Origin of the sequence: Mesorhizobium sp. M0830 (assembly GCF_040319965.1) — a bacterium.
Lineage (GTDB): Bacteria > Pseudomonadota > Alphaproteobacteria > Rhizobiales > Rhizobiaceae > Mesorhizobium.
On sequence record NZ_JAMYOR010000090.1, the window covers coordinates 1 to 19,154 of the forward strand.

Sequence of the window (19,154 nt, forward strand, 5' to 3'; positions counted from 1 at the left end):
CGCATCCTGACCCCGTTTAAAAGGTCAAGACTTACCGGACAGATCGTGTGCTACCTAAACCGGACATATCGTGTGCTACCGACAGTTCCGGGGCGTGCTCTTGCGGCTCGCACCCTTCGGGAGGATAATTCGGCGTCGGATGCATTTACTGGGCGACAACCCGGATGCCCGCCCCGGCGAAGCCGCCGTGCTCCGTGGCCCCGGAGGGAGGTGTGCCATGACAAGTTACATCGTGCTGATGAACTGGACCGAGCAGGGCGCCAGAAACGTTCGCGATTCGCCGAAGCGGCTCGACGCCGCCAGGAAGCAGCTGGGAGACATGGGCGGATCGTTCAAGGCGTTCTACCTGACCATGGGCGAATACGACATGGTGGCGGTGGTCGAAGCCCCCGACGACGCGGTCCTGGCGCGTTTCTCGTTGATGCTGGCGGCGGCCGGCAATGTCAGGACGCGGACGCTGAAGGCCTTTCCCGAATTAGCCTACCGCGAGATCATCACCTCGCTCGGATAGGCTCTGTGGTGAAAGGGACGGAACCGGCTGGTCCGAGGGTAGTCTCGTTCGCACGCAACCGATCGGGCGACGTCTTGACGGCGCCCGATCGTTTGTGGTCCTTCAGGTTGCGTTACCCAACAAATGCCGAGACTATGCTGACCGTCTGGTACAACACGCGCTGTCCGGTTTGCGATGCAGGCATCAGCAGGCAGAAGCGGCGGCTGACCGAAGCGGTCAGGGCCGGACGGATCGAATTCCGCGACATCAATTTTGAACCGGCAGCGCTTGCCGGACACGGCGCGTCGCTCGAGGATATCCGCCGCCGGCTGCACGCCACCGACGCTGGTGGCCAACTGCTGGTCGGGGCCGATGTGGCGATCGCCGTGTGGAAGGTCACGCCGGGCGAGAGCTGGCTGGCGACTTTGTTCGGCAATCCCCTCGTTTTGCCGCTGACACGCTTTGCCTATGATCGTTTCGCCGACCTGCTCTATGCCTGGAACCGGCGCAAGGGTCGCTGGTAATCCTCGCTTCGCGGGCAGCATTGCGTTCGCAAGACCACCGGCGGGGCAGCTAACAATTTCGCGCGTCGCCTCGTCGAGCACTCAACACCCGCTTTGTTCCATCGACATCAAATCGCTCGCAACGCAGTCAGATACATCGTAAGATATATCTTGACTCGCCCACAGCATGCGCCTAATTAAGATATATCGTAAGATACAACTCATGGAGCAATCAATGCACAAGCACAATCATTTCGGCGAGCGCATGTTCATGCACATGGCCGGCAAATTTGGTGGCAGAGGAGGCGGCGGCTTCGGCCCGTTCGGCCATGGTGGTCGTGGCGGACGCGGCGGGCCGGGCGACATATTCCGCGCCGGCCGCATGCTGGCCGACGGCGACCTCAAGCTGATCACGCTGTCGCTGCTGGCCGAGGCACCGCGCCACGGCTACGACATCATCAAGGCGCTGGAGGAACGCACCAGCGGCATCTACAGCCCGAGCCCGGGTGTGGTCTACCCGACTTTGACCTTCCTTGAAGAGGCGGGCTACGCCGCCTCCGCCGCCGACGGCAACAAGAAGGTATTCTCGATCACCGAGGCGGGGCAGGCGCATCTTGCCGACAACCGCGAGATGATCGACGGCGTGCTCGATCATCTCGAGCGTTTCGGCCGCAAGATGGCCAAGGCGCGCGACTGGTTCGGCTGGAACGACGAGAGCGAAGAGGCTGGCCGTCGTGGCGGTCGTGGTGGCCGTTCGGAAGCACGCGACGAGTTCCGTGCCGTGCGCCACCGGCTGCGCGCGGCTCTCGGCGACTTCGTCGATGCCCCGGCCGACAGGCAGGCCGAGGCGATCGCCATCCTCGAAGCTGCAGCCGAGGCACTGGAAGCGCTGTCGCACAAGTAAGGTCTCCCGGCACGGCCGGACGCAGCCCTTGCCCGCTGGGCCAAGGACCGATAGTGAAATTCATCCCGCGCCACGCTACATGTGTGGGATGAATGCTGTTGGAGGAAGCCCGATGTCTTTTCTGAAGCGTCTTTTCGGCGGTGGTGGCGGCAATGAAGCGGCGGAGCCAAAAAACGCGGCACCAGCCAAGCAGGTCGAGCACAAGGGTTTTCTGATCAGCGCCACGCCCTACAAGGCGGACGGCCAGTACCAGACCTGCGGCGTCGTCTCCAAGGAGGTCGACGGTGTGATGAAGGAACACAAATTCATCCGCGCCGACCGCTTCGCCGGGCTCGACGATGCCGTCGACATCTCGATCAAGAAGGGCATTCAATTGGTCGACGAGCAGGGCGAGCGGATTTTCGGATAGGGCCGGGATTGGTCGTGGCGACAAACGTCGGCCCTCCGCAGGAAGCGGTAATTCGCTACCAGTTTCTCAAATGACGGCAGTAGGCGGCAAGCAGAGAGTCTCGACAATTGAGCGTAGCATTCGCCAAGGAGGAAAGTGCTGAGGCAGCATCGGAAACGATCCTGCCGGCTCGCCCTGTCTCCGATCGGATCAACCTCGTTACGGAGGCGGGCCTCAAGATGCTGCAGGATGAATTGGCTGGCGCTCAGCAGGCTCTCGAGGCCGCCAGCATGCTGGAGGATGTCACTGAGAGGCGACGGCAGTCGGCGGTTCCGGTTCGAGATATGCGCTATTATGCCGAGCGCGTCCGTACAGCTCAACTTATGTCGGTGCCCACGTCCAATGAGGTGATCGCCTTCGGGCACACGGTCACTTTCAAGCGTGATGATGGCCGCATCCAGACCTTCCGCATCGTCGGCGAGGATGAGGCAAACCCGTCTCAAGCTTCGATTTCGCATGGTTCTCCGGTTGGCATCGCGCTGACCGGCAAAACCGTTGGCGACTTTGTCCAACTGGGGCCGCGCGAACTTGAGATCCTGTCCATTTCCTAGTTGGGCATCGGGTATGGCGCACGACCAGTGCGAGTGCCTGGAACCAATGACGGGTGAGACTGTTCAATTGTAACTTCGACAAAACGCTGACGAGCCCAGCCGTTGGGCAAGCGGCCACCTTGAGGAGTTCCTATCATGATTTCGTCCAGAATTCGTTCACTCGCGGTTGCCGTCATCGCGGCAGGGGCAGTCAGCGTTTCCGGCGCCGCGCATGCCGACAGCGGCACGATCCGCTTTGCCGTCTACAAGGCGGCCTTCTTCGTGGGTGGATCCGGAGGCGAGGGCACGCTGACCTTCCATGGTCGTCGCTACCCCATCTCGGTCGCCGGCGTCTCGGGCGGCCTCGCCTTCGGGGTCTCCAAGACGTATTTCCAAGGCACCGTGCGCCATATCAGGCGCGCCCGGGATGTGACAGGCGTATACGGGGCGGCGGGCGGTGGCGGCACGCTCGGCAAAGGGGCTCAGGTGATCGTCATGACCAATGACAAGGGCGCCCAGCTCGAACTGTCTGGCAAGCAGGTAGGCCTGCAGGTCAACGCCGATCTCAGCGGTATGTCCATCACGGTGAAGTAAGAGGTTCGTCAGTCCTTAAAATGGACCTTGCTGCGGCGGCGCCGCGTGCCTTCCGGCTCAGACGCCTGCAATCGCACCGGACAGGCCAGGCTCATGGCGCGCCTGGCCTGTCCGGTCGGAACTCGATCCGGCCGAAGACTAAGCCGCCTGCAACTGCCTGCGCGGCAGCGGCGGGAAGGCGATGGCGATGCCGACTGCACCAAGCCCGACGAGGGCCGAGCCGACGAACAGCCAGGAATAGTTGGCGTAGGCATCGAACACCATGCCGCCGGCCAGAGGTCCGAGCGCCATGCCGAGGCTGGACAGCATGGTGGCGGCGCCGAACACGGTGCCGAGGATGTGTTGGCCAAAGTATTCGCGCGCCAGCACCGCGTAGAGCGGCATGACGCCGCCATAGGTGGCGCCGAAGATGACGGCCAGCATATAGAACTGCTCGAGCCGGCTGATCGAGAGATAGGCGGCGATGACGATCGCCTGGATCGCCAGGCCCGCGATCAGTACCGGCTTGACGCCCAGGCGATCGGCAAGCACGCCGTAGAAAAGCCGCCCGCCGAGGCCGGCAAGACCCTCGACACTGTAGATCGAAACGGCCGCCATTGGGGTGACGCCGCATAGCATGGCATAGCTGACCATGTGGAAGATCGGCCCGGAATGCGCGGCGCAGCAGGCGAAGAAGGTCAGCCCCAGTACGATGAATTGCGGCGAGCGCAGCGCCTGGCCGACCGTCAGGCCAGCACCATCGGCAGCCGGTGCGGAACCAGTGTCAGCGACGGCTGGCTTCGGCGGCTGACGAACCAGCAGCACGGCCGGCAGCAGCAGCACCCAAGCCGTGATGCCGATGTCGAACATGGCGGTGCGCCAGTCGTAGGCCGAAATCAGCCAGCGGGCGAAGGGCGAGATCGTCATCGGCGCCACGCCCATGCCGGCCGAGACCAGCGAGACCGCAAGGCTGCGGTTGGTGTCGAACCAGCCGGTGGTCAATGCGATCATCGGCGCAAAGAAGGCGCTGGCGGCGAGGCCGACCAGCACGCCATAGGTGATCTGGAAGGTGAGGAGCGAGCCGGCGCGGCTGGCCAGCACCAGCGCTAGCCCGAGCAGTACCGCCCCGATCGTCACGACGATGCGGGCCCCAAAACGGTCCGACAGGGCGCCCCAGGCGAAGCCGCCAAGGCCCATCACCAGGAAGTTGAGCGTCATGGCGCTCGAAATGCCGGCGCGCGACCAGTTGGTGTCGATCGCCATCGGCTCAAGGAAGATCGCCAGCGAAAACATCGTTCCGATGGCGACACAGGACATCAGCGCGCCAGCGGCGACGATGACCCAACGATAGGAAAGGCTCATTCAAATCTCCCATGCCAGAGGGCAGCGCTGCACGCTGCTTGCATCCGAAGGACGCTGGCATCGAGGCCGATCCTACAATCCGGTTGCATTTTTTATCCAGTCTGAACGGCGCTGTTTTTCGGTGGTCCTTTTTTGGACGCACGTCATTATCCTGAAACCGTTTCGCACTTTTGGGCGACATGCGTCAGATCGGCAGTTCCGACGTGTATTTGATCGTCTGGCTGGGAACGTCCGTCTTGACGTTCTGCACGCCCTTGATGCGGCTCAGATGCTCCGACTGGAAGCGGCGGTAGTCATCGATGCCGGCCGCCACCACGCGCACCATGGCATCGCAGTCGCCGAGCATCAGATAGCACTCCATCACCTGCGGCAGCTTGGCGACTTCGGTGGCGAAATGCTCGATCGTGTCCTCGTCCTGTGCCTTCAGCCAGATCCGGGTGAAGAAGGTCAGGCCCTTGCCGATGCTGGCCGGGTTGAGCACTGCCACATAGCGGTCGATGATGCCGGCTTCCTCCAGCAGCTTCACGCGCCGTAGGCAAGGTGAAGGCGAAAGCCCGACCTCATTGGCCAGATCGTTGTTGGCCATGCGGCCGTCGCGTTGCAGCGCCCGCAGGATCCGTCTGTCGATCTCGTCGAGTTTCATGGCGTTCGATTCCATTTATACGGTGATTGGTGACACCAAATGCCAAAATTCCATGAAACACAACAATCTTTGCAACCAAATTGCGGGCCGATATCGCTATGTTTGCCGCGACATCAGTTGATTTCAAACGCAGGGAAGCGGCGGCCGCGAGGCCAGTCGATGGATAACCATGAGTTTTACACAGGCAGTCGAGACGGCGGGCGATGGCTCCGGATCCGAATTCCGGCGTGGCGTGGCGTCATGCGCGCCTGTCCTGTTCGGCACCATCCCCTACGCGCTGGTGCTTGGCGCACAGGCCACGCAGAGAGGCTTGAGCGTTGTCGAACTGTCGGCAATGACGGGACTGAATTTTGCCGGCGGTTCGGAATTCGCGGCGATCCAGTTGTGGACGTCGCCGCCGCACATCGTGCTCATCGTCGCCATCACCTTCCTCGTCAACAGCCGTCATTTGCTGATGGGGGCGGCGCTGGCGCCGTTCCTGCGCTCCCTGCCCAGGCGCAAGGTCTTTCCGGCGCTGTTCTTGATGTGCGACGAGAGTTGGGCACTCGGGCTCGCCGACGCCAGGCAGCGCAGGGCTGCCGGCATCACGCCGGCCTTCAGCCCGCGCTACTACATGGGCGCGGCATTGGCGATGTATCTCACCTGGGTGGCCTTCACCACGCTGGGTGCCTTGCTCGGCCCGATGCTCGGCGACGTCGGGACCTACGGTTTCGACATGGCGTTCCCGGCCGTCTTCCTGGTGCTGATGCGCGGCATGTGGACGGGCGTGGCGGCCGCGCGGCCCTGGCTGGTCAGCCTCGTCATCGCGGCGCTGTTCTATCTCTTCATCCCGGGCGCCTGGTATGTCGCCGCCGGTGCGGTGTCGGGGCTGGTCGCGGCCTGGCTGATGGCCGGTGATGTATGATCGACGCAACGACCGTGCTTACCATCGTGCTGATGGCCGGCGTTACCTACCTGACGCGGATCGGCGGCTATGTCTTGCTGCGCAACCGCACGCTCAGCGCTCGCGCCACGGCGGTGATGGAGGCAGCGCCCGGTTGCGTGCTGATCTCGGTGATCGCGCCGGCCTTCGTTTCGAGGAATCCTGCCGACCTTCTGGCGCTGGCGATCACTTTGATCGCGGCGACGCGGCTGTCCATGCTGCCGACCGTTCTGATCGGGGTCGCTTCGGCGGGGCTGTTGCGGCATCTGATTGGCTAGAACGAAAAAAGGCAGGCGCGGCGCGCCTGCCTTTTTCAATCCAGATGATCGGTGTGACTTACGCTGCCGCCGCGACATCCCGGGTGGCGGCCACTACGGCGTCGACCTTTGCGGTCGCCTTGGCGAGCGCCGATGCTACCGCGTCAGGCCCCATGCTGACGCCTTCGATGCGAATGACGTCGACATCGGTCATGCCGAGGAAGCCGAGCACGCCGCGCAGGTAGGGAATGGCGTGATCGAACTGCACGGCAGCACCTTCCGAATAGATGCCGCCGGAAGCCAGCACGATATAGACCTTCTTGCCGGTGACGAGGCCCTTGGGGCCGTTCTCGCCATAAGCAAAGCTCTTGCCGGAGCGGGCGATGTGATCGACCCAGGACTTCAGCGTCGAGGAGATGTTGAAATTGATGAAGCCGGTGGCGAGGATCACCGTATCCGCTGCGAACAACTCGTCCAGCACGACATCGGAAACGCCGACCACCTCGGCCTGACGCTCAGAGCGGGCTTCGGCCGGCGTATAGATGCCGGTCGCATAGTCGGCATCGATGTGCGGCAGCGGGTTGGCGACGAGATCACGCACCACGAGCGTGTTGGACGGATCGGCGGCAAGCAGCTTCTCGGCGAATTCGGTGGCGATACGGGTCGAGTGCGAAGCAGCGCCACGCGGGCTTGAGGTGACAAGAAGAATGGACATGTTGGCTCTCCAGCGGGTTGTGATGATTTGTCCCGCCACATATGGGGCTACCAACCCATTCGATAAACGGATATAATTTCTATACGATCCATCCATAAAGTAGATATAGCGATGCAGCCCAACCCGACGCTCGACCAACTTCAGATACTGGTGACGGTCGCCGAAAGCGGCAGCTTCTCGGCGGCCGGCCGTAAGCTCAACCGATCGCAATCCGTCATCAGCTACGGCATTGCCAATCTTGAGGCGCAGCTCGGCCTGAAGCTGTTCGAGCGCGAGGGTACGCGCGAGCCGCAGCTGACCGATATCGGGCGGGCGATGCTGGAAGATGCGCGTCGTATGATCGGCGTGCTGCAGCGCATGCGCTCGCGCGTCGACAGCCATCATCAGGGACTTGAGGCTGAAATTGCGCTGTCGGTCGATGCGGCGCTGCCCTCACCGGTGCTGGTTCGGGTGCTGAAGGCATTCGAGGCACAGTTTCCGACGGTGATGTTACGCGTACACATCGGTACGCTTGGCTTGATCCCCGATCATGTCGTCAGCGGGCAGGCCGACCTTGGCATTGGTGGCCTGCTGGGCGAGGTCGATGTGCATCTTGTGCGTATCGGCTTCATGTCGATCGTGCTGGCAGCCGCGCCCACCCACCCGCTGGCGTTGCTACCAAAACCGGTGGCGATCGAGGATGCGCGCGAACACACTCAGCTGGTCGTCACCGACCAGTCGGAGCGCACCAAAGGACGTGACTTTGGCGTCTACGCCTACCGCACCTGGCGGCTGACGGACATGCGCACCAAGCATACGCTGATGCGCGAGGGGTTGGGCTGGGGCGGGCTGCCGCGCTGGCTGATCGCCGACGATCTGGCGAGCGGCCGGCTGGTCGAAATCGATCTCGAGTCCTTCAGGGAGGTGAGTTCTCCCTTGTTTGCCATGCACCGCAACGATCGCAGCCCGAAGCCGGCAGCGGCCTGGCTGATCGATCAGTTCAAGCGCCAATTCGGCTGCTTCAACGAGTTCGAGCCGGGCGAGGTGCCTGAAGACGGGCCGGAGACAGCCCATCGATCAGCGCCATGAGCACGGCGTGATAATCCTGCGCTGATGCGCCGGCCTCGATGGCGAGCGCGGCGCGGTCGAAGGCAGCGGCAAGGAGCGCCGTCAGCGCCTCCGCCGGCAATCTCGTCATCGTCTGCGCCCGCATTGCCGCAACCAGACCTTCGCGCAGCGAGCGGTTGCCGTGACGGTTGTCGATCTCGTCCATGGCGGCGCGGTCGAGCACGGCCGGCCCATCGAGCAACAGCAGCCGTGTGCGGCCGGGCGCACGCATGGCCGCGAGATAGGCACATGAACCGGCAATCAGCGCGTCGCGCGCATTGAGCGAGGGCGGCGAGGCGTGTTCGATCTCCTCGGCGACAGCTGCCGCCTCCTGCTCGACCACGGCGGCAAACAGTGCCTGCTTGTCGGCGAAATGGTGATAGAGCGCGCCGCGCGTGACGCCGGCGGCGGCGACAATCTCTGGCGTGCCGGTCTCGGCATAGGATTTTTCGGTGAACAACTTTCGCGCAGCGGCGATCAGATCGGCGCGCGTCGCCTCGGTGCGGTCGCGGTTGGAGCGACGTGCGGAGTCCTGTTGCATACATGCAGCCTGTATGTTAATTCAATCTACATGCAGACTGTATGTTAATAGACGGGAGAAGGAAAGATGAAGACCACGAGCTATTATCCGGTGCTGATGACCGGTGACGTCGCCGGCACAACGGCTTTTTATGTCGAGCATTTCGGCTTCCAGCCGCTGTTTGAAAGCGACTGGTACGTGCATCTGCAATCAGTGGAAAGCAAACGTGTCAATCTCGGCATTGTCCAAGGCGACCACGAGACGATCCCTGAGGAGGGGCGGGGCCGCACATCGGGCCTGTTGATCAATTTCGAGGTGCGCGACCCGGACGCGGTCTATGAGCGGATCATTGCCGCCGGCCTGCCGATCCTGCGCTCTCTGCGCGACGAACCCTTCGGCCAGCGCCATTTCATCACCAAGGATCCCAATGGCGTGCTGATCGACGTCATCAAGCCGATTGCGCCGAGTGAGGAATTTCTGGCGCAGTATGCGGAAAGGGCGGCGGGAGCCTGAGCGTCAGCCCTAGCCAGCCCTTGCCACCGGCGTCACTGTCACCTGGCTGACGCCGGTGCGGCGCACGACGGTGCACAGCGTTTCGCGGCCGATGCGATCGGCGTCGAGCATACGCACCAAATCGTCGACCCCGGTGACCGGGCGGCCATCGATGGCGGCGATGATGTCGCCTTCCTTGAAGCCCGCTTTTGCCGCCGGGCCGTTTTTCTCGACGCTGCGCAGCCGGACCGCCGTCTTGCTCGACACTTGCGACAGAAGCGCGGCGCGGCGTGGCAGACCCGTGGTGTCAGCCGAGACGCCGATGAAGGCGCGGCGCACGCGGCCGAAACGAATGATCTCCGAAATGACGAAGTTGGCGGTGTTGGAAGCGACCGCGAAGGCGATGCCTTGCGCGCCATGGATCATGGCGGTGTTGACGCCGATGACCTCGCCGGCCGAAGAAACCAGCGGTCCGCCGGAATTGCCGGGGTTGAGTGCCGCATCGGTCTGGATGACATCGTCGATCAGCCGGCCGGTGGAAGCGCGCATCGAGCGCCCCAGCGCCGAGACAACGCCGGAGGTGACGGTCCACTCGAAGCCCAGGGGGTTGCCGATGGCAATGGCGATCTGGCCGCGCCGCAGCCGCTTGGAATCGCCCAGCGGCGCGATATCGGCAAAGCTGCCGTCGGCGCGCACCAGTGCTATGTCGGTGTCCGGGTCGCGGCCGAGCACGTGGCCTTCTCGCGAGGCGCCGTCCGGCATCGAGACGCGCACCGTTCTTGCGTCGCCCACGACGTGAAAATTGGTGACGACCAGCCCGTCCTGCGCGATGACGAAGCCCGAGCCATGGCCGCCCTGACCGCTGATGCGCTCGATGCGGCAGACGGCAGGGCCGATGCGGTCGACCGCGTCGGCAACCGTCGTCGAATAGGCGTCGAGCAGCGTGCCGTCGGCTAATCTGTCGTCAGTTTCGAATTTCGGGGCGAGGAGGGCCATCGGCGGGGTTCCGTGTTGTCGGGCGCAAGGACGATTTTTCCTGCGCGTGCCGTGGTCCCAAAACCGCTGAGCACTTTTGGGCGACACGCACTATATGTGCGGAGCGGCCGGACCGGCCGCGACCTGACCAGATGGCCAGTCAAACCGCCAACTAGCCGTCAGGCGAGTACCTTCGGGCGCGCTGTCGAGCGATATCTGGGGCATGAGAAAACCCAGGAGACCAATATGAGCGATTTCAATCTGAGTGCGTTTTCGGAAGCCATCGCCGATCTCGCCGCCAAGGCGGCACCGACAACGGCAAGTTTCGCCACGCATCAGCATCGGACGGCAAGCGCCTTCCACTGGCGTGACGGCTACTTCGTCACCGCCGAAGAGGCTGTCGAGGCAGGCGAGGAGATCGAGCTGGTGTTGGCTTCGGGTGAGACGGTGAAGGCCGAGCTCGTCGGCCGCGATCCTTCGACCGGCGTTGCCCTGCTGAAGCCGGCTGCTGCCGTCAACGCAGCGCCGTTGGCCAAGGCCGGTGCGGTGCGGCCCGGCAATGTCGCCATCGCCATCGGCAACAGTGACGGTTCCGCTCTGGCCGTGTCGGGCTCGGTCGGCGAGGTCGGTCCGGCCTGGCGCTCGATGCGCGGCGGCAGCATCGACCGGCGCATCAATCTTGCGGTCGGTGCCGGCGGCCGCTTCGAGGGTGGCCCGGTGCTCGACGCCAAGGGCGCACTGATCGGCATGCTCTTGTTCGGGCCGCGTCACCGGGCGCTGGTGATGCCTTACGAGACGATCGAGCGAGCGGTCGCGACGCTGCGCGAAAAGGGCCATGTCGCGCGTGGCTATCTGGGCGCCGGCCTGCATCCGGTGCGCGACCGCGACGCGCATGGCGCGATGGTGATGAGCCTCGACGAGGATGGACCGGCCAAGGCCGCGGGCCTCTCTCTTGGCGACATCATCGTGGCGTGGAACGGCGAGGCCGTGCATGGTCCGCGCGACCTGATCCGCAGGCTCGGGCCCGACAGCGCCGGTGCTTCGGTGACGCTCGGCGTCGTACGCGGCGGCGAACAGCGCGATGTCGCGCTGACCGTCGGTGAAAAGCCGCTTTCCTGAGAGGAGTGATGGACACGTTCACCAGCGACCGGATCATGACTGACGGTGCCGTCTCGCGGCGGCTGGTGGTGCTGATTGCGCTTGGTGACGCGTCGCGCGCCGAGCGCCTGGCTGCCTCGCTTGCCGCGAGCGAAGACCTGCTGCCGGTCGTGGCCGGCAAAGCCGATGTCGCCATAGTCGACGACAGGAGCGGGGACGCCGTGCCGGTGTCAACGCCACGGGTGCTGCTGTCGGGACGCGCCAATGGCGGGCGACCCGCTGGCGAAGTATTGGCCGTCATGCCTGTGGACGCGGACGATTTGTTGATCGCTGCCGCGGCGCGACTGGCTGCAGCTGGCTATCGCGTATCGGGCGACGGCAGAAGCGGGCGCCTTGAGGACTTCCATCCCGGCGACGGCGAGCCGTTCGAGGATGAAGCCTCCGACGAGCATGCGATCCGCCCAACACTGTCGCCGCGCGAGGCGGAAGTATTGGCGCTGCTGGCCGAGGGAGCGCCCAACAAGGTTATCGCACGGCGGCTGAACATTTCCGTGCACACGGCGAAGTTTCATGTCGCCGCGATCCTGATCAAGCTTGGCGCCGCCAACCGCACAGATGCCATCGCCATCGCGATGCGGCAGGGGCTGGTGCTGGTCTAATTGTACATCACACCGCTTCGATGTCGGTTAGCCGGAAATCATCACCCTTGAACAGCAGCGGCATGGCTTCGAGACGCGCCGTGGCGTAGGCGATGCAGTCGCCATAATTCAGCGCCGCCGGATGCCGGCCCTTGCCGTAGCGCAGGAAGGCCTGGCGTGCGACCGCGGCATGGTCGGCGGTAAAGGCAACGGTCTCGATCGAGGCGGTGCGCAGGAAGTCGTCTAGGCGATCAAGGATTTCATCCTGCCTGCCGCCGGCGAGCACCATCGTCGTTTCAAGAAATGTTGGCGCCGCCAACAGCCGCCTTTTGGCCTGTGCGATCGCCAACACGAAACGCTCGTAACCAGGCTCGGCGCGCAGGATAGCAACCAGGGCCGAGGAATCGATGATCATTTCGTCGGGATCCCGAACTCGTCGTAACCGAGGATTTCGTCGTCGGTCATCGCATTTTCGCGTTTGGGGATTTTTCCGGCACTGTCGGAGATAGCCATCAACCGCTGAAACAGGTCGCTGGTTTCATCGCGCGGCACCAATCGCTCGCGCGCAACTTCGCGCTCGAGACTCTGGCGGATGGCCTCGGTCACCGACACGCGGCGGCGGCGAGCGAGTTCGCGCGCCATTTGCTCGACTTCCATGTTCTTAATCGACAGTGCCATGCTATATTCTACCTATCTGTATGGAATATATATCGAACGCTCAGCAATTCCAACAGGTTTGGACCGTAGGCCCGCGCCAGCTGCCGCAGCGTCACCACGGCGTCGCACCGCAAGCTCTTGTATCCGTGACCGCCACAGGCAAGGATTGCGTAAGGAAAATACGCAGCCGGAGGAAAAATGTCGCTCAAGGGAAAGACGCTGTTCATCTCCGGCGGATCGCGCGGCATCGGGCTGGCGATCGCGCTGCGTGCCGCGCGTGACGGCGCCAATGTGACGATCGCCGCCAAGACCGCCGAGCCGCACCCCAAGCTGCCGGGCACGATCTATACGGCGGCTGAAGAGATCGAGCGGGCCGGAGGCAAGGCGCTGCCTGTGCTGTGCGATATCCGTGAAGAGGCGCAGGTTGCAGATGCGGTCGCCAGAACCGTCGAAAAGTTCGGCGGCATAGACATCTGCGTCAACAATGCCAGCGCCATCCAGCTCACCGGCACGCTGGAAACTGACATGAGACGCTATGACCTGATGCATCAGATCAACACGCGCGGCACCTTCCTCGTGTCCAAAATGTGCATTCCACACCTGAAGTTAGCCAGCAATCCTCATATCCTGAATCTAGCGCCGCCGCTCGACATGAAGGCCAAATGGTTCAAGAACCACGTCGCCTACACGATGGCCAAGTTCGGCATGTCGATGTGCACGCTGGGGATGAGCGCCGAATTCGCCAGGGACGGCATTGCGGTCAATTCGCTGTGGCCGATCTCGACCATCGACACGGCGGCGGTGCGCAATCTGCTCGGCGGCGCGACAGTGGCGGCGATGAGCCGTTTGCCCGACATCATGGCCGATGCCGCGCATGCCATCTTCATGCGGCCGGCGCGTGAGACAACGGGCAATTTCTACATCGACGAAGAGGTGCTGCGCGCCGAGGGCGTCAGCGATTTCTCGGTCTATTCACCTGATGCGAACGGGCCTCTGGCCGGCGACTTTTTTGTGCCGGACGAGGTGTTTGCTAATTCGAGCACGGAGATAAGAGGATCTATTAGAGTAATTCCAGGAAAAGCGTGAAACGGCTTTCCCTTGGGAATTGCGTCAAAACAAAGAGTTAGAGAAGTTTTCCGGAGAACTCAGAAGCGCGGAGCCACAAGCGTCGATTGACGAGCTGTCAGCTGATCCGTGATGGCGTGTCCGTGGGCTGAGCGAGCTCCGCCTGGTTCCGGTCGGCCTGCGGGCTGCGGAGCTATTTCGGTCAGGTCGCTCCGGCTTGCAATTTGCAAGACAAAACCCCGCCGGAGAGGGTCCGGCGGGGCTCAATACGTCCCGCTGGAGTCGGGACGGGGCAGGGAACGCCCAATCCTGAATCTGGGGTAGGTGCGCCTTCTATTCAATGAGCCCGGTTGCATACCGGAACATTTCTTGAACTTGGGACGTCGATCCATCCCCGGTGAAGCCGGGGATGGATGCTTCTCGTGCCGATTCCACAAACCAGGTCATGACATTGAAATCATGGCTTAATTGTTGCTGGCGACAGGCGCCACCAGCGGGGTGATACGGCGGATCGCAACGCGTCGGTTCTCGCGGTTGGGTCCCGCCGTGTTGACCTTCAGATACTCCTCGCCATAGCCCTGTGTCGTCAGGTTTTCCGGCGGAATGCCGAACGCGTTGGTCAGCGCCTGCGCCACCGCTTCCGCGCGGCGGTCGGACAGAGCCAGGTTTGCCTCCGGCGTGCCCACCGCGTCGGTGTGGCCTTCGATCAGGAAGGTCTCGGCCGGGTTCTTCTTCAACAGCTTCTCCATGGCGGTGGCGACGCCCTCGAGCTTCTGCACCTCGGTGTCGGAGATCGAGGCCGAACCGAAATCGAAGTTGAGCGTATCGAGATCGACGCGCCGTGCGATGTCGCGCACACGGGCCGAGCGCTTGACCTCGTCGATTGAGTAGAGGCGTTGCACCCGTTCCACCGGCGGCTGTTCGAGGAAGGTGTAGTAGTCGTCCGGATCCTCTACATTCTCGGAGTCCAGTATGTACTCCTCGCGCGGAATGGTGAGCCGCATCGGCGGCAGGTCGTCGCCCGGATCGCGCCAGTCGCCCTCATCCTCATACTGGCTCTCGTCGACATAGCTCAGCACATACTCGTGCCCGTCCGGAGCGATTCGCGAACGCTGGATGATGTCGCCGTAGCGGTTGCGGATGGTGATGATCCGGACACCGTTGTCACGCTCGACAATTTCCCGGGTGCGATCGCCCGACAGGTCCTCATAATACACGTTCCTGGCGCCGCGATGCATACGTGGAGCGTCACTGCTTTCCACGATCGTCTGGTTGTTGAACTGGAGGATGACGCGGTCGCCGAGTTCCCTGACGACGTCGACGCCTTGCGGACGCCGGCGGTCGCGGACGTTCTCATCGGGTGCGCGCTCGACGCGTTTGCCCTTTTCCTCCGTCACGGGAGCGATCTTTTCAGGCTGGATTGCCTGCTGGGCCGCCCTGTCGTCGGTGGGTGGTGGTCCCTGGTCGACCGGAGCAGGCTTTGGAGCCTGCGCCTGCTGACCATTCTGCTGGGTGGGCTGGTTGGCCTGCTCACTCGCATTCTCGCCTCCCTGCCGGCCATTCTTGCCCTTGCGCTTGCGCAGGACATCCTTCTGGCTGTCTAGGATGGGGGCTGCATTCTTGTCGGCCGGGGCCTCAGTCTGGGTCGCATTTTCACCTTGGGCCGGCTGTTCACCTGGGGCCGGCTGTTTGCCAGTCACCGGCTGCCGGCCATTGGCGGGTTGTTCGGCCGTCGACGGTTGTTCTCCGGTGGCCGGCTGCTCTGCCGTTGCCGGCTGTTCGCCGACAGGCTTCTTGCCGCGCTTCTTCTTTTCCTGAGGCTGTTTGCCCTCGGTCGGCGCCGCCTGTTGCTCGGGCTGAAGCGGCTCGGCCAGCGGAACCGGCTCGCCGGCGGGCGCTTGCTTCCTGGCTGGCGCCTGTTCGGCGGGTGCGGCTTCGATCTGCTGGTCCTGCTTGTGCTTCTTGCGCAGGGGCTGTGGATTGTTGTCGTTTGCCGGGGCGGCCTGCTGTGCAGGCTGTTCAGCCGGCGCCTGCTCCGTCTGCTGCTGCTGGTCGCGCTTCTTCCTGCGCGGCTGTGGTTGCTCGGCCGGAGCGGCCTGTTCGGCAGGCGCCTGTTGGGTCTGCTGCTGCTGATCGCGCTTCTTCCTACGCGGCTGCTGTTCTTCGACCGGAGCGGCCTGTTCGGCTGGCGCCTGCTGGGTCTGCTGCTGCAGATCGCGCCTCTTCCTGCGCGGCTGCTGTTCTTCGGCCGGAGCGGCCTGTTCGGCCGGCGCCTGCTGGATCTGCTGCTGCAGATCGCGCCTCTTTCTGCGCGGCTGCTGTTCCTCGGCCGGAGCGGCCTGTTCGGTCGGCGCCTGCTGGATCTGCTGCTGCTGATCGCGCTTCTTCCTGCGTGGCTGCTGCTCCTCGGCGGGCTGCTCGCGCTGGGCAGGCGCTGCCTGCTGTTCAGGCTCGGGCCTCTTGCGCTCGGGCTTTTGTTTCGGCTCGGCCTGCTGCTTCTTTGCGCAGGCTTCTGCTGATTCGCCCTCGGCGCATGCTGCTTGCGCCAAATTGAATGGGACCGACGTGCGCTGGGTAGGGCCGAACGCGGCACTTTCCTGAAGCGGGAACGCGCCCAAAGGCGTGGATGCCATCAGCAGGCCAAGTGCGGTACCGGCCAGAATCCGTGGTTGGCGTTTCATCGAAAACTCTCCTTATGGGGTCCCATCCTTGCCGAAACCTATCTTGCGCCGATTGGTTCCGGTTTGGCGTGAATAGAGGCCGCGCAGGGCGATTGGCCGCCCTTTTTAAGGCAACTTCGTGTCTTTCACCCGCCGCCGGCGCATTCCTCCCGTTGCCATGCTTGACCTTGCCGGCGGCTGGGGCCACATGCCGGGGATGGAAACGCCATTCTGGAAAACCAAATCCCTGGAGGCGATGAGCCCGACCGAGTGGGAATCGCTCTGCGACGGCTGCGGCAAATGCTGCCTGTCGAAGCTTGAGGATGAGGATTCTGGTGAGATTTACTGGACCAGCGTCGGCTGCCGGCTGTTCGACGCCCAGACCTGTCGCTGTTCGGACTACGCCAACCGGCTGGCACGCGTCCCCGACTGCGTCGGGCTGACGCCACAGAATGTCCGCACCATCAGCTGGCTGCCCAGCACTTGCGCATACCGGCTGGTGGCCGAGGGCCGCGATCTCTACTGGTGGCACCGGCTGGTGTCGGGCAGCGCCGAGACCGTGCATGAAGCCGGCATGTCGATGCGCGGCCGGGTCAAGGCGAGCGAAACCGATCTCGCCGAGCCGGAAGACTATTTTGATTACATGCTCGACGAGGAGCCGTAAGGCTCGCGCTGGGACGACGAGCCAGAGGCTCGCGCTGGGACGACGAACCACAGGGTTCGCGCCGGGGACGCCTGACCCTCAGCCAATCGGTTGGATCGGAAACAGGCGGCGTTCCTATCGGTCACCGGGATGGGGACGAATGGTCGGCAATTTCCTTTTTCCCGCCACATGAACCAGAGATGAACGTCAGGTTCGCAAAGAGTTCAGACAGGCCAGTGCATTCTCCCTCCATCGGTTCACGAGGACGGGCGAAAGCCCGCAATAAAGGAGAGAAGACAATGTTCACCACCATCAAGACGGCAGCCCTTTCGGCTCTGGTCGGTCTCGGCACGCTGACGGCTATTCCCGCTCATGCCGACAGCCTCTATCTTGGCTTCGGCAACAACAACGACCCGCGTTTCGGCGTCTATACCGGCGACGACGGCTATCGCTATCGCCATGATGAACGCCGCGGCGACTGGCGTGATGAACGCCGCGGCGGCTGGCATCGTGGCTGTTCGCCGGACCGCGCCCTCGACAAGGCCGAACGCATGGGCCTCTACCGTGCCCGCATCGTCGACGTCAGCCGTCGTACGGTGAAGGTGATGGGCCGCCAGGACGGCGACCGCGTCGTGGTCGTGTTCGCCAACGAGCGCGGTTGCCCGGTTATCTACCGCTAAGGCTGAGGCCGGACTCATCCGTACTCATAGAAGCATGATCTTCTGCGTGGATGAGCCTGCTGCGACAATCAACCTGAGAACATGATCTTCTGCGAAGATCAGGCGGCATGATCCTCTGCGAGGATCAGCCGGGATACGACCTTCTGCGAAGGTCGGTCTGGACTAACGGGCCCCCTTTCCGCCGGAAGGGTGTGGCTCGAAAAACCCCGCGGGGGCGATCCCGCGGGGTTTTTCATGCGCGTTGGTGGCTGGTGGTCGGATCCGTGGCTGGACAAGCCTCAGCCATGGATCGTCAGAGCCCGCTTACTTCAGTTCGAAGGTGACGGTGACCTGCACATTGTAGGAATTCTCGCCGGCCTGCACCGGAGCCGCGGCACCCGCGGCGTCGAAGGCCTTGGCGTTGATCGGCATCGGCGTCGGCGCGATGTTCTGGTCGGTGATCTCGAGCACCTTGCCGAGGCTGACGCCGGCGGCCCCGGCCAGCGTCTTGGCCTTGGCCATCGCATTGGCGACCGCCTTCTTGCGCGCTTCGGTGACTGTGGCCGCCGGGTTGTCATTGGTGAAGGCGATGCCGCCGCCCTGGTTGACGCCCAGCGACACCGCCTTGTCGAGGATCTCGCCGGTCTTGTCGACATCGCGCACCCGCACCGAAAGCGTGTTGGTCACCTGATAGGCGACCAGTTCGGCCTCTTGGCTGCCGTCCGGCTTATTGGTGTAGTTGTAGCGCGGATTGATCTGGATGCCTGCGGTCTGCAGGTCGCGGTCGTTGATGCCGGCCGACTTCATCGCCGCGGTCACGGCGGCCATGGCGTCATTGTTGGCGTCGAGCGCGGCGCGCGCGGTCTTGGCCTCTCGCATGACACTCAGCGTCAGGACCGCCAGATCGGGGGCTACGGTTGCCTCGCCTTCGCCTGACACGATGATGCGGGGCGGCGTCGGCAAATCGGTGGCTCCAGCCATCGCCGGAAAAGCGATTGCAGCGGTGAGCGCGAGAGGCAAAAGGCGTCTGGTCATGAAAATCTCCTTGGTCTGCGATCTACTCGCAAAGGTTGCGTAGAGCGAGATTATGGGTTGATTTGGGCGATCTGCGGAAGCCCGTCGGGAAAGCCTTGTGCGGCGACAGGAAAAACATTATCCAGCCGGCGTGGGGCCTGTAGCTCAATGGTTAGAGCCGGCGGCTCATAACCGCTTGGTTGGGGGTTCGAGTCCCTCCGGGCCCACCATTCAGTTCACCATCCACTATGAACTCCGGCTTAGAACCCCAACTTTCCGGCTTATCGTCAGAAGCAATGG

Annotated in this window: 24 protein-coding genes and 1 tRNA gene; 16 read left to right on the top strand and 9 right to left on the bottom strand. The window is 63.3% G+C overall.

Annotated elements, in window-relative coordinates; genetic code table 11:
• Positions 1 to 217 precede the first annotated feature (217 nt).
• From NKI20_RS31280 to NKI20_RS31305, 6 genes are all read left to right on the top strand, one after another.
• The gene (locus NKI20_RS31280; RefSeq protein WP_023761834.1) at positions 218 to 511 is read left to right on the top strand and encodes a GYD domain-containing protein; all 294 of its coding nucleotides are present in this window, start codon (positions 218 to 220) and stop codon (positions 509 to 511) included.
• 134 nt (positions 512 to 645) lie between these two features.
• Entirely contained in the window at positions 646 to 1,014 is a 369-nt protein-coding gene (locus tag NKI20_RS31285) for a thiol-disulfide oxidoreductase DCC family protein (protein ID WP_352837744.1), read from the top strand.
• A 214-nt stretch (positions 1,015 to 1,228) separates the two neighbouring features.
• On the top strand, positions 1,229 to 1,897 hold the full coding sequence (locus tag NKI20_RS31290; RefSeq protein WP_352837746.1) for a PadR family transcriptional regulator: 669 nt from the start codon (positions 1,229 to 1,231) through the stop codon (positions 1,895 to 1,897).
• Between the two features lie 112 nt (positions 1,898 to 2,009).
• Positions 2,010 to 2,306 (top strand): HlyU family transcriptional regulator, encoded by a 297-nt coding sequence (locus NKI20_RS31295; RefSeq protein WP_352731867.1) that lies wholly within the window; start codon positions 2,010 to 2,012, stop codon positions 2,304 to 2,306.
• A gap of 107 nt (positions 2,307 to 2,413) precedes the next feature.
• A complete protein-coding gene (gene greA, locus NKI20_RS31300; RefSeq protein ID WP_352731870.1) occupies positions 2,414 to 2,896 on the top strand; it encodes a transcription elongation factor GreA in 483 nt (160 codons plus the stop codon).
• 132 nt (positions 2,897 to 3,028) lie between these two features.
• Positions 3,029 to 3,469 (top strand): lipid-binding SYLF domain-containing protein, encoded by a 441-nt coding sequence (locus tag NKI20_RS31305; RefSeq protein ID WP_023761829.1) that lies wholly within the window; start codon positions 3,029 to 3,031, stop codon positions 3,467 to 3,469.
• A gap of 138 nt (positions 3,470 to 3,607) precedes the next feature.
• On the opposite strand, the gene NKI20_RS31310 is transcribed toward NKI20_RS31305, so the two are convergent.
• Both NKI20_RS31310 and NKI20_RS31315 read right to left on the bottom strand, forming a co-directional pair.
• Positions 3,608 to 4,810, bottom strand: coding sequence for an MFS transporter (locus NKI20_RS31310; RefSeq protein ID WP_352837748.1), 1,203 nt, complete (start codon positions 4,808 to 4,810; stop codon positions 3,608 to 3,610).
• Between the two features lie 184 nt (positions 4,811 to 4,994).
• A complete protein-coding gene (locus NKI20_RS31315) occupies positions 4,995 to 5,453 on the bottom strand; it encodes an Lrp/AsnC family transcriptional regulator (RefSeq protein WP_023761827.1) in 459 nt (152 codons plus the stop codon).
• 169 nt (positions 5,454 to 5,622) lie between these two features.
• On the opposite strand from NKI20_RS31315, the gene NKI20_RS31320 reads away from it, so the two are divergent.
• Together NKI20_RS31320 and NKI20_RS31325 are read left to right on the top strand one after the other, a co-directional pair.
• Complete coding sequence (locus NKI20_RS31320; RefSeq protein ID WP_352837751.1) at positions 5,623 to 6,357, top strand: AzlC family ABC transporter permease; 735 nt, start codon at positions 5,623 to 5,625, stop codon at positions 6,355 to 6,357.
• Positions 6,354 to 6,653: an AzlD family protein gene (locus NKI20_RS31325; RefSeq protein WP_352731879.1), complete on the top strand. Its 300-nt coding sequence runs from the start codon at positions 6,354 to 6,356 to the stop codon at positions 6,651 to 6,653. Before NKI20_RS31320 ends, NKI20_RS31325 begins: the two co-directional genes overlap by 4 nt.
• 58 nt (positions 6,654 to 6,711) lie before the next feature.
• Here NKI20_RS31325 and NKI20_RS31330 read toward each other — a convergent pair whose 3' ends face one another.
• Positions 6,712 to 7,347 carry an FMN-dependent NADH-azoreductase gene (locus NKI20_RS31330; protein WP_023761824.1) on the bottom strand — a complete coding sequence of 212 codons (636 nt, stop codon included), beginning with the start codon at positions 7,345 to 7,347 and terminating at the stop codon, positions 6,712 to 6,714.
• 111 nt (positions 7,348 to 7,458) lie between these two features.
• Here NKI20_RS31330 and NKI20_RS31335 point away from each other — a divergent pair, with 111 nt between their 5' ends.
• The gene (locus tag NKI20_RS31335) at positions 7,459 to 8,415 is read left to right on the top strand and encodes a LysR family transcriptional regulator (RefSeq protein WP_352837754.1); all 957 of its coding nucleotides are present in this window, start codon (positions 7,459 to 7,461) and stop codon (positions 8,413 to 8,415) included.
• Here NKI20_RS31335 and NKI20_RS31340 read toward each other — a convergent pair.
• Positions 8,348 to 8,974 (bottom strand): TetR/AcrR family transcriptional regulator, encoded by a 627-nt coding sequence (locus NKI20_RS31340; protein WP_352837755.1) that lies wholly within the window; start codon positions 8,972 to 8,974, stop codon positions 8,348 to 8,350. The genes NKI20_RS31335 and NKI20_RS31340 overlap by 68 nt on opposite strands.
• A gap of 66 nt (positions 8,975 to 9,040) precedes the next feature.
• Here NKI20_RS31340 and NKI20_RS31345 point away from each other — a divergent pair, with 66 nt between their 5' ends.
• Entirely contained in the window at positions 9,041 to 9,466 is a 426-nt protein-coding gene (locus NKI20_RS31345) for a VOC family protein (protein WP_352837757.1), read from the top strand.
• 9 nt (positions 9,467 to 9,475) lie between these two features.
• Here the strand turns inward: NKI20_RS31345 and NKI20_RS31350 are convergent, their stop codons facing one another.
• Positions 9,476 to 10,441: a S1C family serine protease gene (locus tag NKI20_RS31350; RefSeq protein WP_352837759.1), complete on the bottom strand. Its 966-nt coding sequence runs from the start codon at positions 10,439 to 10,441 to the stop codon at positions 9,476 to 9,478.
• A 225-nt stretch (positions 10,442 to 10,666) separates the two neighbouring features.
• Between NKI20_RS31350 and NKI20_RS31355 the strand changes: the two genes are divergently transcribed.
• Together NKI20_RS31355 and NKI20_RS31360 are read left to right on the top strand one after the other, a co-directional pair.
• Complete coding sequence (locus NKI20_RS31355) at positions 10,667 to 11,539, top strand: S1C family serine protease (RefSeq protein WP_352837760.1); 873 nt, start codon at positions 10,667 to 10,669, stop codon at positions 11,537 to 11,539.
• A gap of 8 nt (positions 11,540 to 11,547) precedes the next feature.
• Positions 11,548 to 12,177 carry a helix-turn-helix transcriptional regulator gene (locus NKI20_RS31360; RefSeq protein WP_352837762.1) on the top strand — a complete coding sequence of 210 codons (630 nt, stop codon included), beginning with the start codon at positions 11,548 to 11,550 and terminating at the stop codon, positions 12,175 to 12,177.
• Positions 12,178 to 12,184: 7 nt separating this feature from the next.
• On the opposite strand, the gene NKI20_RS31365 is transcribed toward NKI20_RS31360, so the two are convergent.
• A complete protein-coding gene (locus NKI20_RS31365; protein WP_352837764.1) occupies positions 12,185 to 12,571 on the bottom strand; it encodes a type II toxin-antitoxin system VapC family toxin in 387 nt (128 codons plus the stop codon).
• Entirely contained in the window at positions 12,568 to 12,834 is a 267-nt protein-coding gene (locus NKI20_RS31370; protein ID WP_352607932.1) for a type II toxin-antitoxin system VapB family antitoxin, read from the bottom strand. Before NKI20_RS31370 ends, NKI20_RS31365 begins: the two co-directional genes overlap by 4 nt.
• A gap of 177 nt (positions 12,835 to 13,011) precedes the next feature.
• Here NKI20_RS31370 and NKI20_RS31375 point away from each other — a divergent pair, with 177 nt between their 5' ends.
• On the top strand, positions 13,012 to 13,899 hold the full coding sequence (locus NKI20_RS31375; protein ID WP_352837766.1) for an SDR family oxidoreductase: 888 nt from the start codon (positions 13,012 to 13,014) through the stop codon (positions 13,897 to 13,899).
• A gap of 443 nt (positions 13,900 to 14,342) precedes the next feature.
• On the opposite strand, the gene NKI20_RS33850 is transcribed toward NKI20_RS31375, so the two are convergent.
• A complete protein-coding gene (locus NKI20_RS33850) occupies positions 14,343 to 16,559 on the bottom strand; it encodes an OmpA family protein (RefSeq protein ID WP_502898180.1) in 2,217 nt (738 codons plus the stop codon).
• Between the two features lie 196 nt (positions 16,560 to 16,755).
• Between NKI20_RS33850 and NKI20_RS31390 the strand changes: the two genes are divergently transcribed.
• Positions 16,756 to 17,202, top strand: a complete 447-nt coding sequence (locus tag NKI20_RS31390) for a YcgN family cysteine cluster protein (protein ID WP_023761812.1) — start codon at positions 16,756 to 16,758, stop codon at positions 17,200 to 17,202.
• A 278-nt stretch (positions 17,203 to 17,480) separates the two neighbouring features.
• Entirely contained in the window at positions 17,481 to 17,861 is a 381-nt protein-coding gene (locus NKI20_RS31395) for a hypothetical protein (protein ID WP_352607940.1), read from the top strand.
• A gap of 303 nt (positions 17,862 to 18,164) precedes the next feature.
• On the opposite strand, the gene NKI20_RS31400 is transcribed toward NKI20_RS31395, so the two are convergent.
• The gene (locus NKI20_RS31400) at positions 18,165 to 18,875 is read right to left on the bottom strand and encodes an SIMPL domain-containing protein (RefSeq protein WP_352837768.1); all 711 of its coding nucleotides are present in this window, start codon (positions 18,873 to 18,875) and stop codon (positions 18,165 to 18,167) included.
• 133 nt (positions 18,876 to 19,008) lie between these two features.
• Between NKI20_RS31400 and NKI20_RS31405 the strand changes: the two genes are divergently transcribed.
• Positions 19,009 to 19,084, top strand: a tRNA-Ile gene (locus NKI20_RS31405).
• Positions 19,085 to 19,154 lie beyond the last annotated feature (70 nt).

What these genes read in the sequence shown, in the direction of transcription:
- NKI20_RS31325 (WP_352731879.1), top strand. Translation starts at nt 6,354, where the DNA reads ATGATCGACGCAACGACCGTGCTTACCATCGTGCTGATGGCCGGCGTT.
- NKI20_RS31350 (WP_352837759.1), bottom strand. Translation starts at nt 10,441, where the DNA reads ATGGCCCTCCTCGCCCCGAAATTCGAAACTGACGACAGATTAGCCGAC.
- NKI20_RS31355 (WP_352837760.1), top strand. Translation starts at nt 10,667, where the DNA reads ATGAGCGATTTCAATCTGAGTGCGTTTTCGGAAGCCATCGCCGATCTC.
- NKI20_RS31400 (WP_352837768.1), bottom strand. Translation starts at nt 18,875, where the DNA reads ATGACCAGACGCCTTTTGCCTCTCGCGCTCACCGCTGCAATCGCTTTT.
- NKI20_RS31340 (WP_352837755.1), bottom strand. Translation starts at nt 8,974, where the DNA reads ATGCAACAGGACTCCGCACGTCGCTCCAACCGCGACCGCACCGAGGCG.
- NKI20_RS31290 (WP_352837746.1), top strand. Translation starts at nt 1,229, where the DNA reads ATGCACAAGCACAATCATTTCGGCGAGCGCATGTTCATGCACATGGCC.
- NKI20_RS31345 (WP_352837757.1), top strand. Translation starts at nt 9,041, where the DNA reads ATGAAGACCACGAGCTATTATCCGGTGCTGATGACCGGTGACGTCGCC.
- NKI20_RS33850 (WP_502898180.1), bottom strand. Translation starts at nt 16,559, where the DNA reads ATGAAACGCCAACCACGGATTCTGGCCGGTACCGCACTTGGCCTGCTG.
- NKI20_RS31285 (WP_352837744.1), top strand. Translation starts at nt 646, where the DNA reads ATGCTGACCGTCTGGTACAACACGCGCTGTCCGGTTTGCGATGCAGGC.
- NKI20_RS31360 (WP_352837762.1), top strand. Translation starts at nt 11,548, where the DNA reads ATGGACACGTTCACCAGCGACCGGATCATGACTGACGGTGCCGTCTCG.
- NKI20_RS31315 (WP_023761827.1), bottom strand. Translation starts at nt 5,453, where the DNA reads ATGAAACTCGACGAGATCGACAGACGGATCCTGCGGGCGCTGCAACGC.
- NKI20_RS31335 (WP_352837754.1), top strand. Translation starts at nt 7,459, where the DNA reads ATGCAGCCCAACCCGACGCTCGACCAACTTCAGATACTGGTGACGGTC.
- NKI20_RS31295 (WP_352731867.1), top strand. Translation starts at nt 2,010, where the DNA reads ATGTCTTTTCTGAAGCGTCTTTTCGGCGGTGGTGGCGGCAATGAAGCG.
- NKI20_RS31330 (WP_023761824.1), bottom strand. Translation starts at nt 7,347, where the DNA reads ATGTCCATTCTTCTTGTCACCTCAAGCCCGCGTGGCGCTGCTTCGCAC.
- NKI20_RS31310 (WP_352837748.1), bottom strand. Translation starts at nt 4,810, where the DNA reads ATGAGCCTTTCCTATCGTTGGGTCATCGTCGCCGCTGGCGCGCTGATG.
- NKI20_RS31390 (WP_023761812.1), top strand. Translation starts at nt 16,756, where the DNA reads ATGGAAACGCCATTCTGGAAAACCAAATCCCTGGAGGCGATGAGCCCG.
- NKI20_RS31395 (WP_352607940.1), top strand. Translation starts at nt 17,481, where the DNA reads ATGTTCACCACCATCAAGACGGCAGCCCTTTCGGCTCTGGTCGGTCTC.
- NKI20_RS31280 (WP_023761834.1), top strand. Translation starts at nt 218, where the DNA reads ATGACAAGTTACATCGTGCTGATGAACTGGACCGAGCAGGGCGCCAGA.
- NKI20_RS31370 (WP_352607932.1), bottom strand. Translation starts at nt 12,834, where the DNA reads ATGGCACTGTCGATTAAGAACATGGAAGTCGAGCAAATGGCGCGCGAA.
- NKI20_RS31375 (WP_352837766.1), top strand. Translation starts at nt 13,012, where the DNA reads ATGTCGCTCAAGGGAAAGACGCTGTTCATCTCCGGCGGATCGCGCGGC.
- NKI20_RS31365 (WP_352837764.1), bottom strand. Translation starts at nt 12,571, where the DNA reads ATGATCATCGATTCCTCGGCCCTGGTTGCTATCCTGCGCGCCGAGCCT.
- NKI20_RS31320 (WP_352837751.1), top strand. Translation starts at nt 5,623, where the DNA reads ATGAGTTTTACACAGGCAGTCGAGACGGCGGGCGATGGCTCCGGATCC.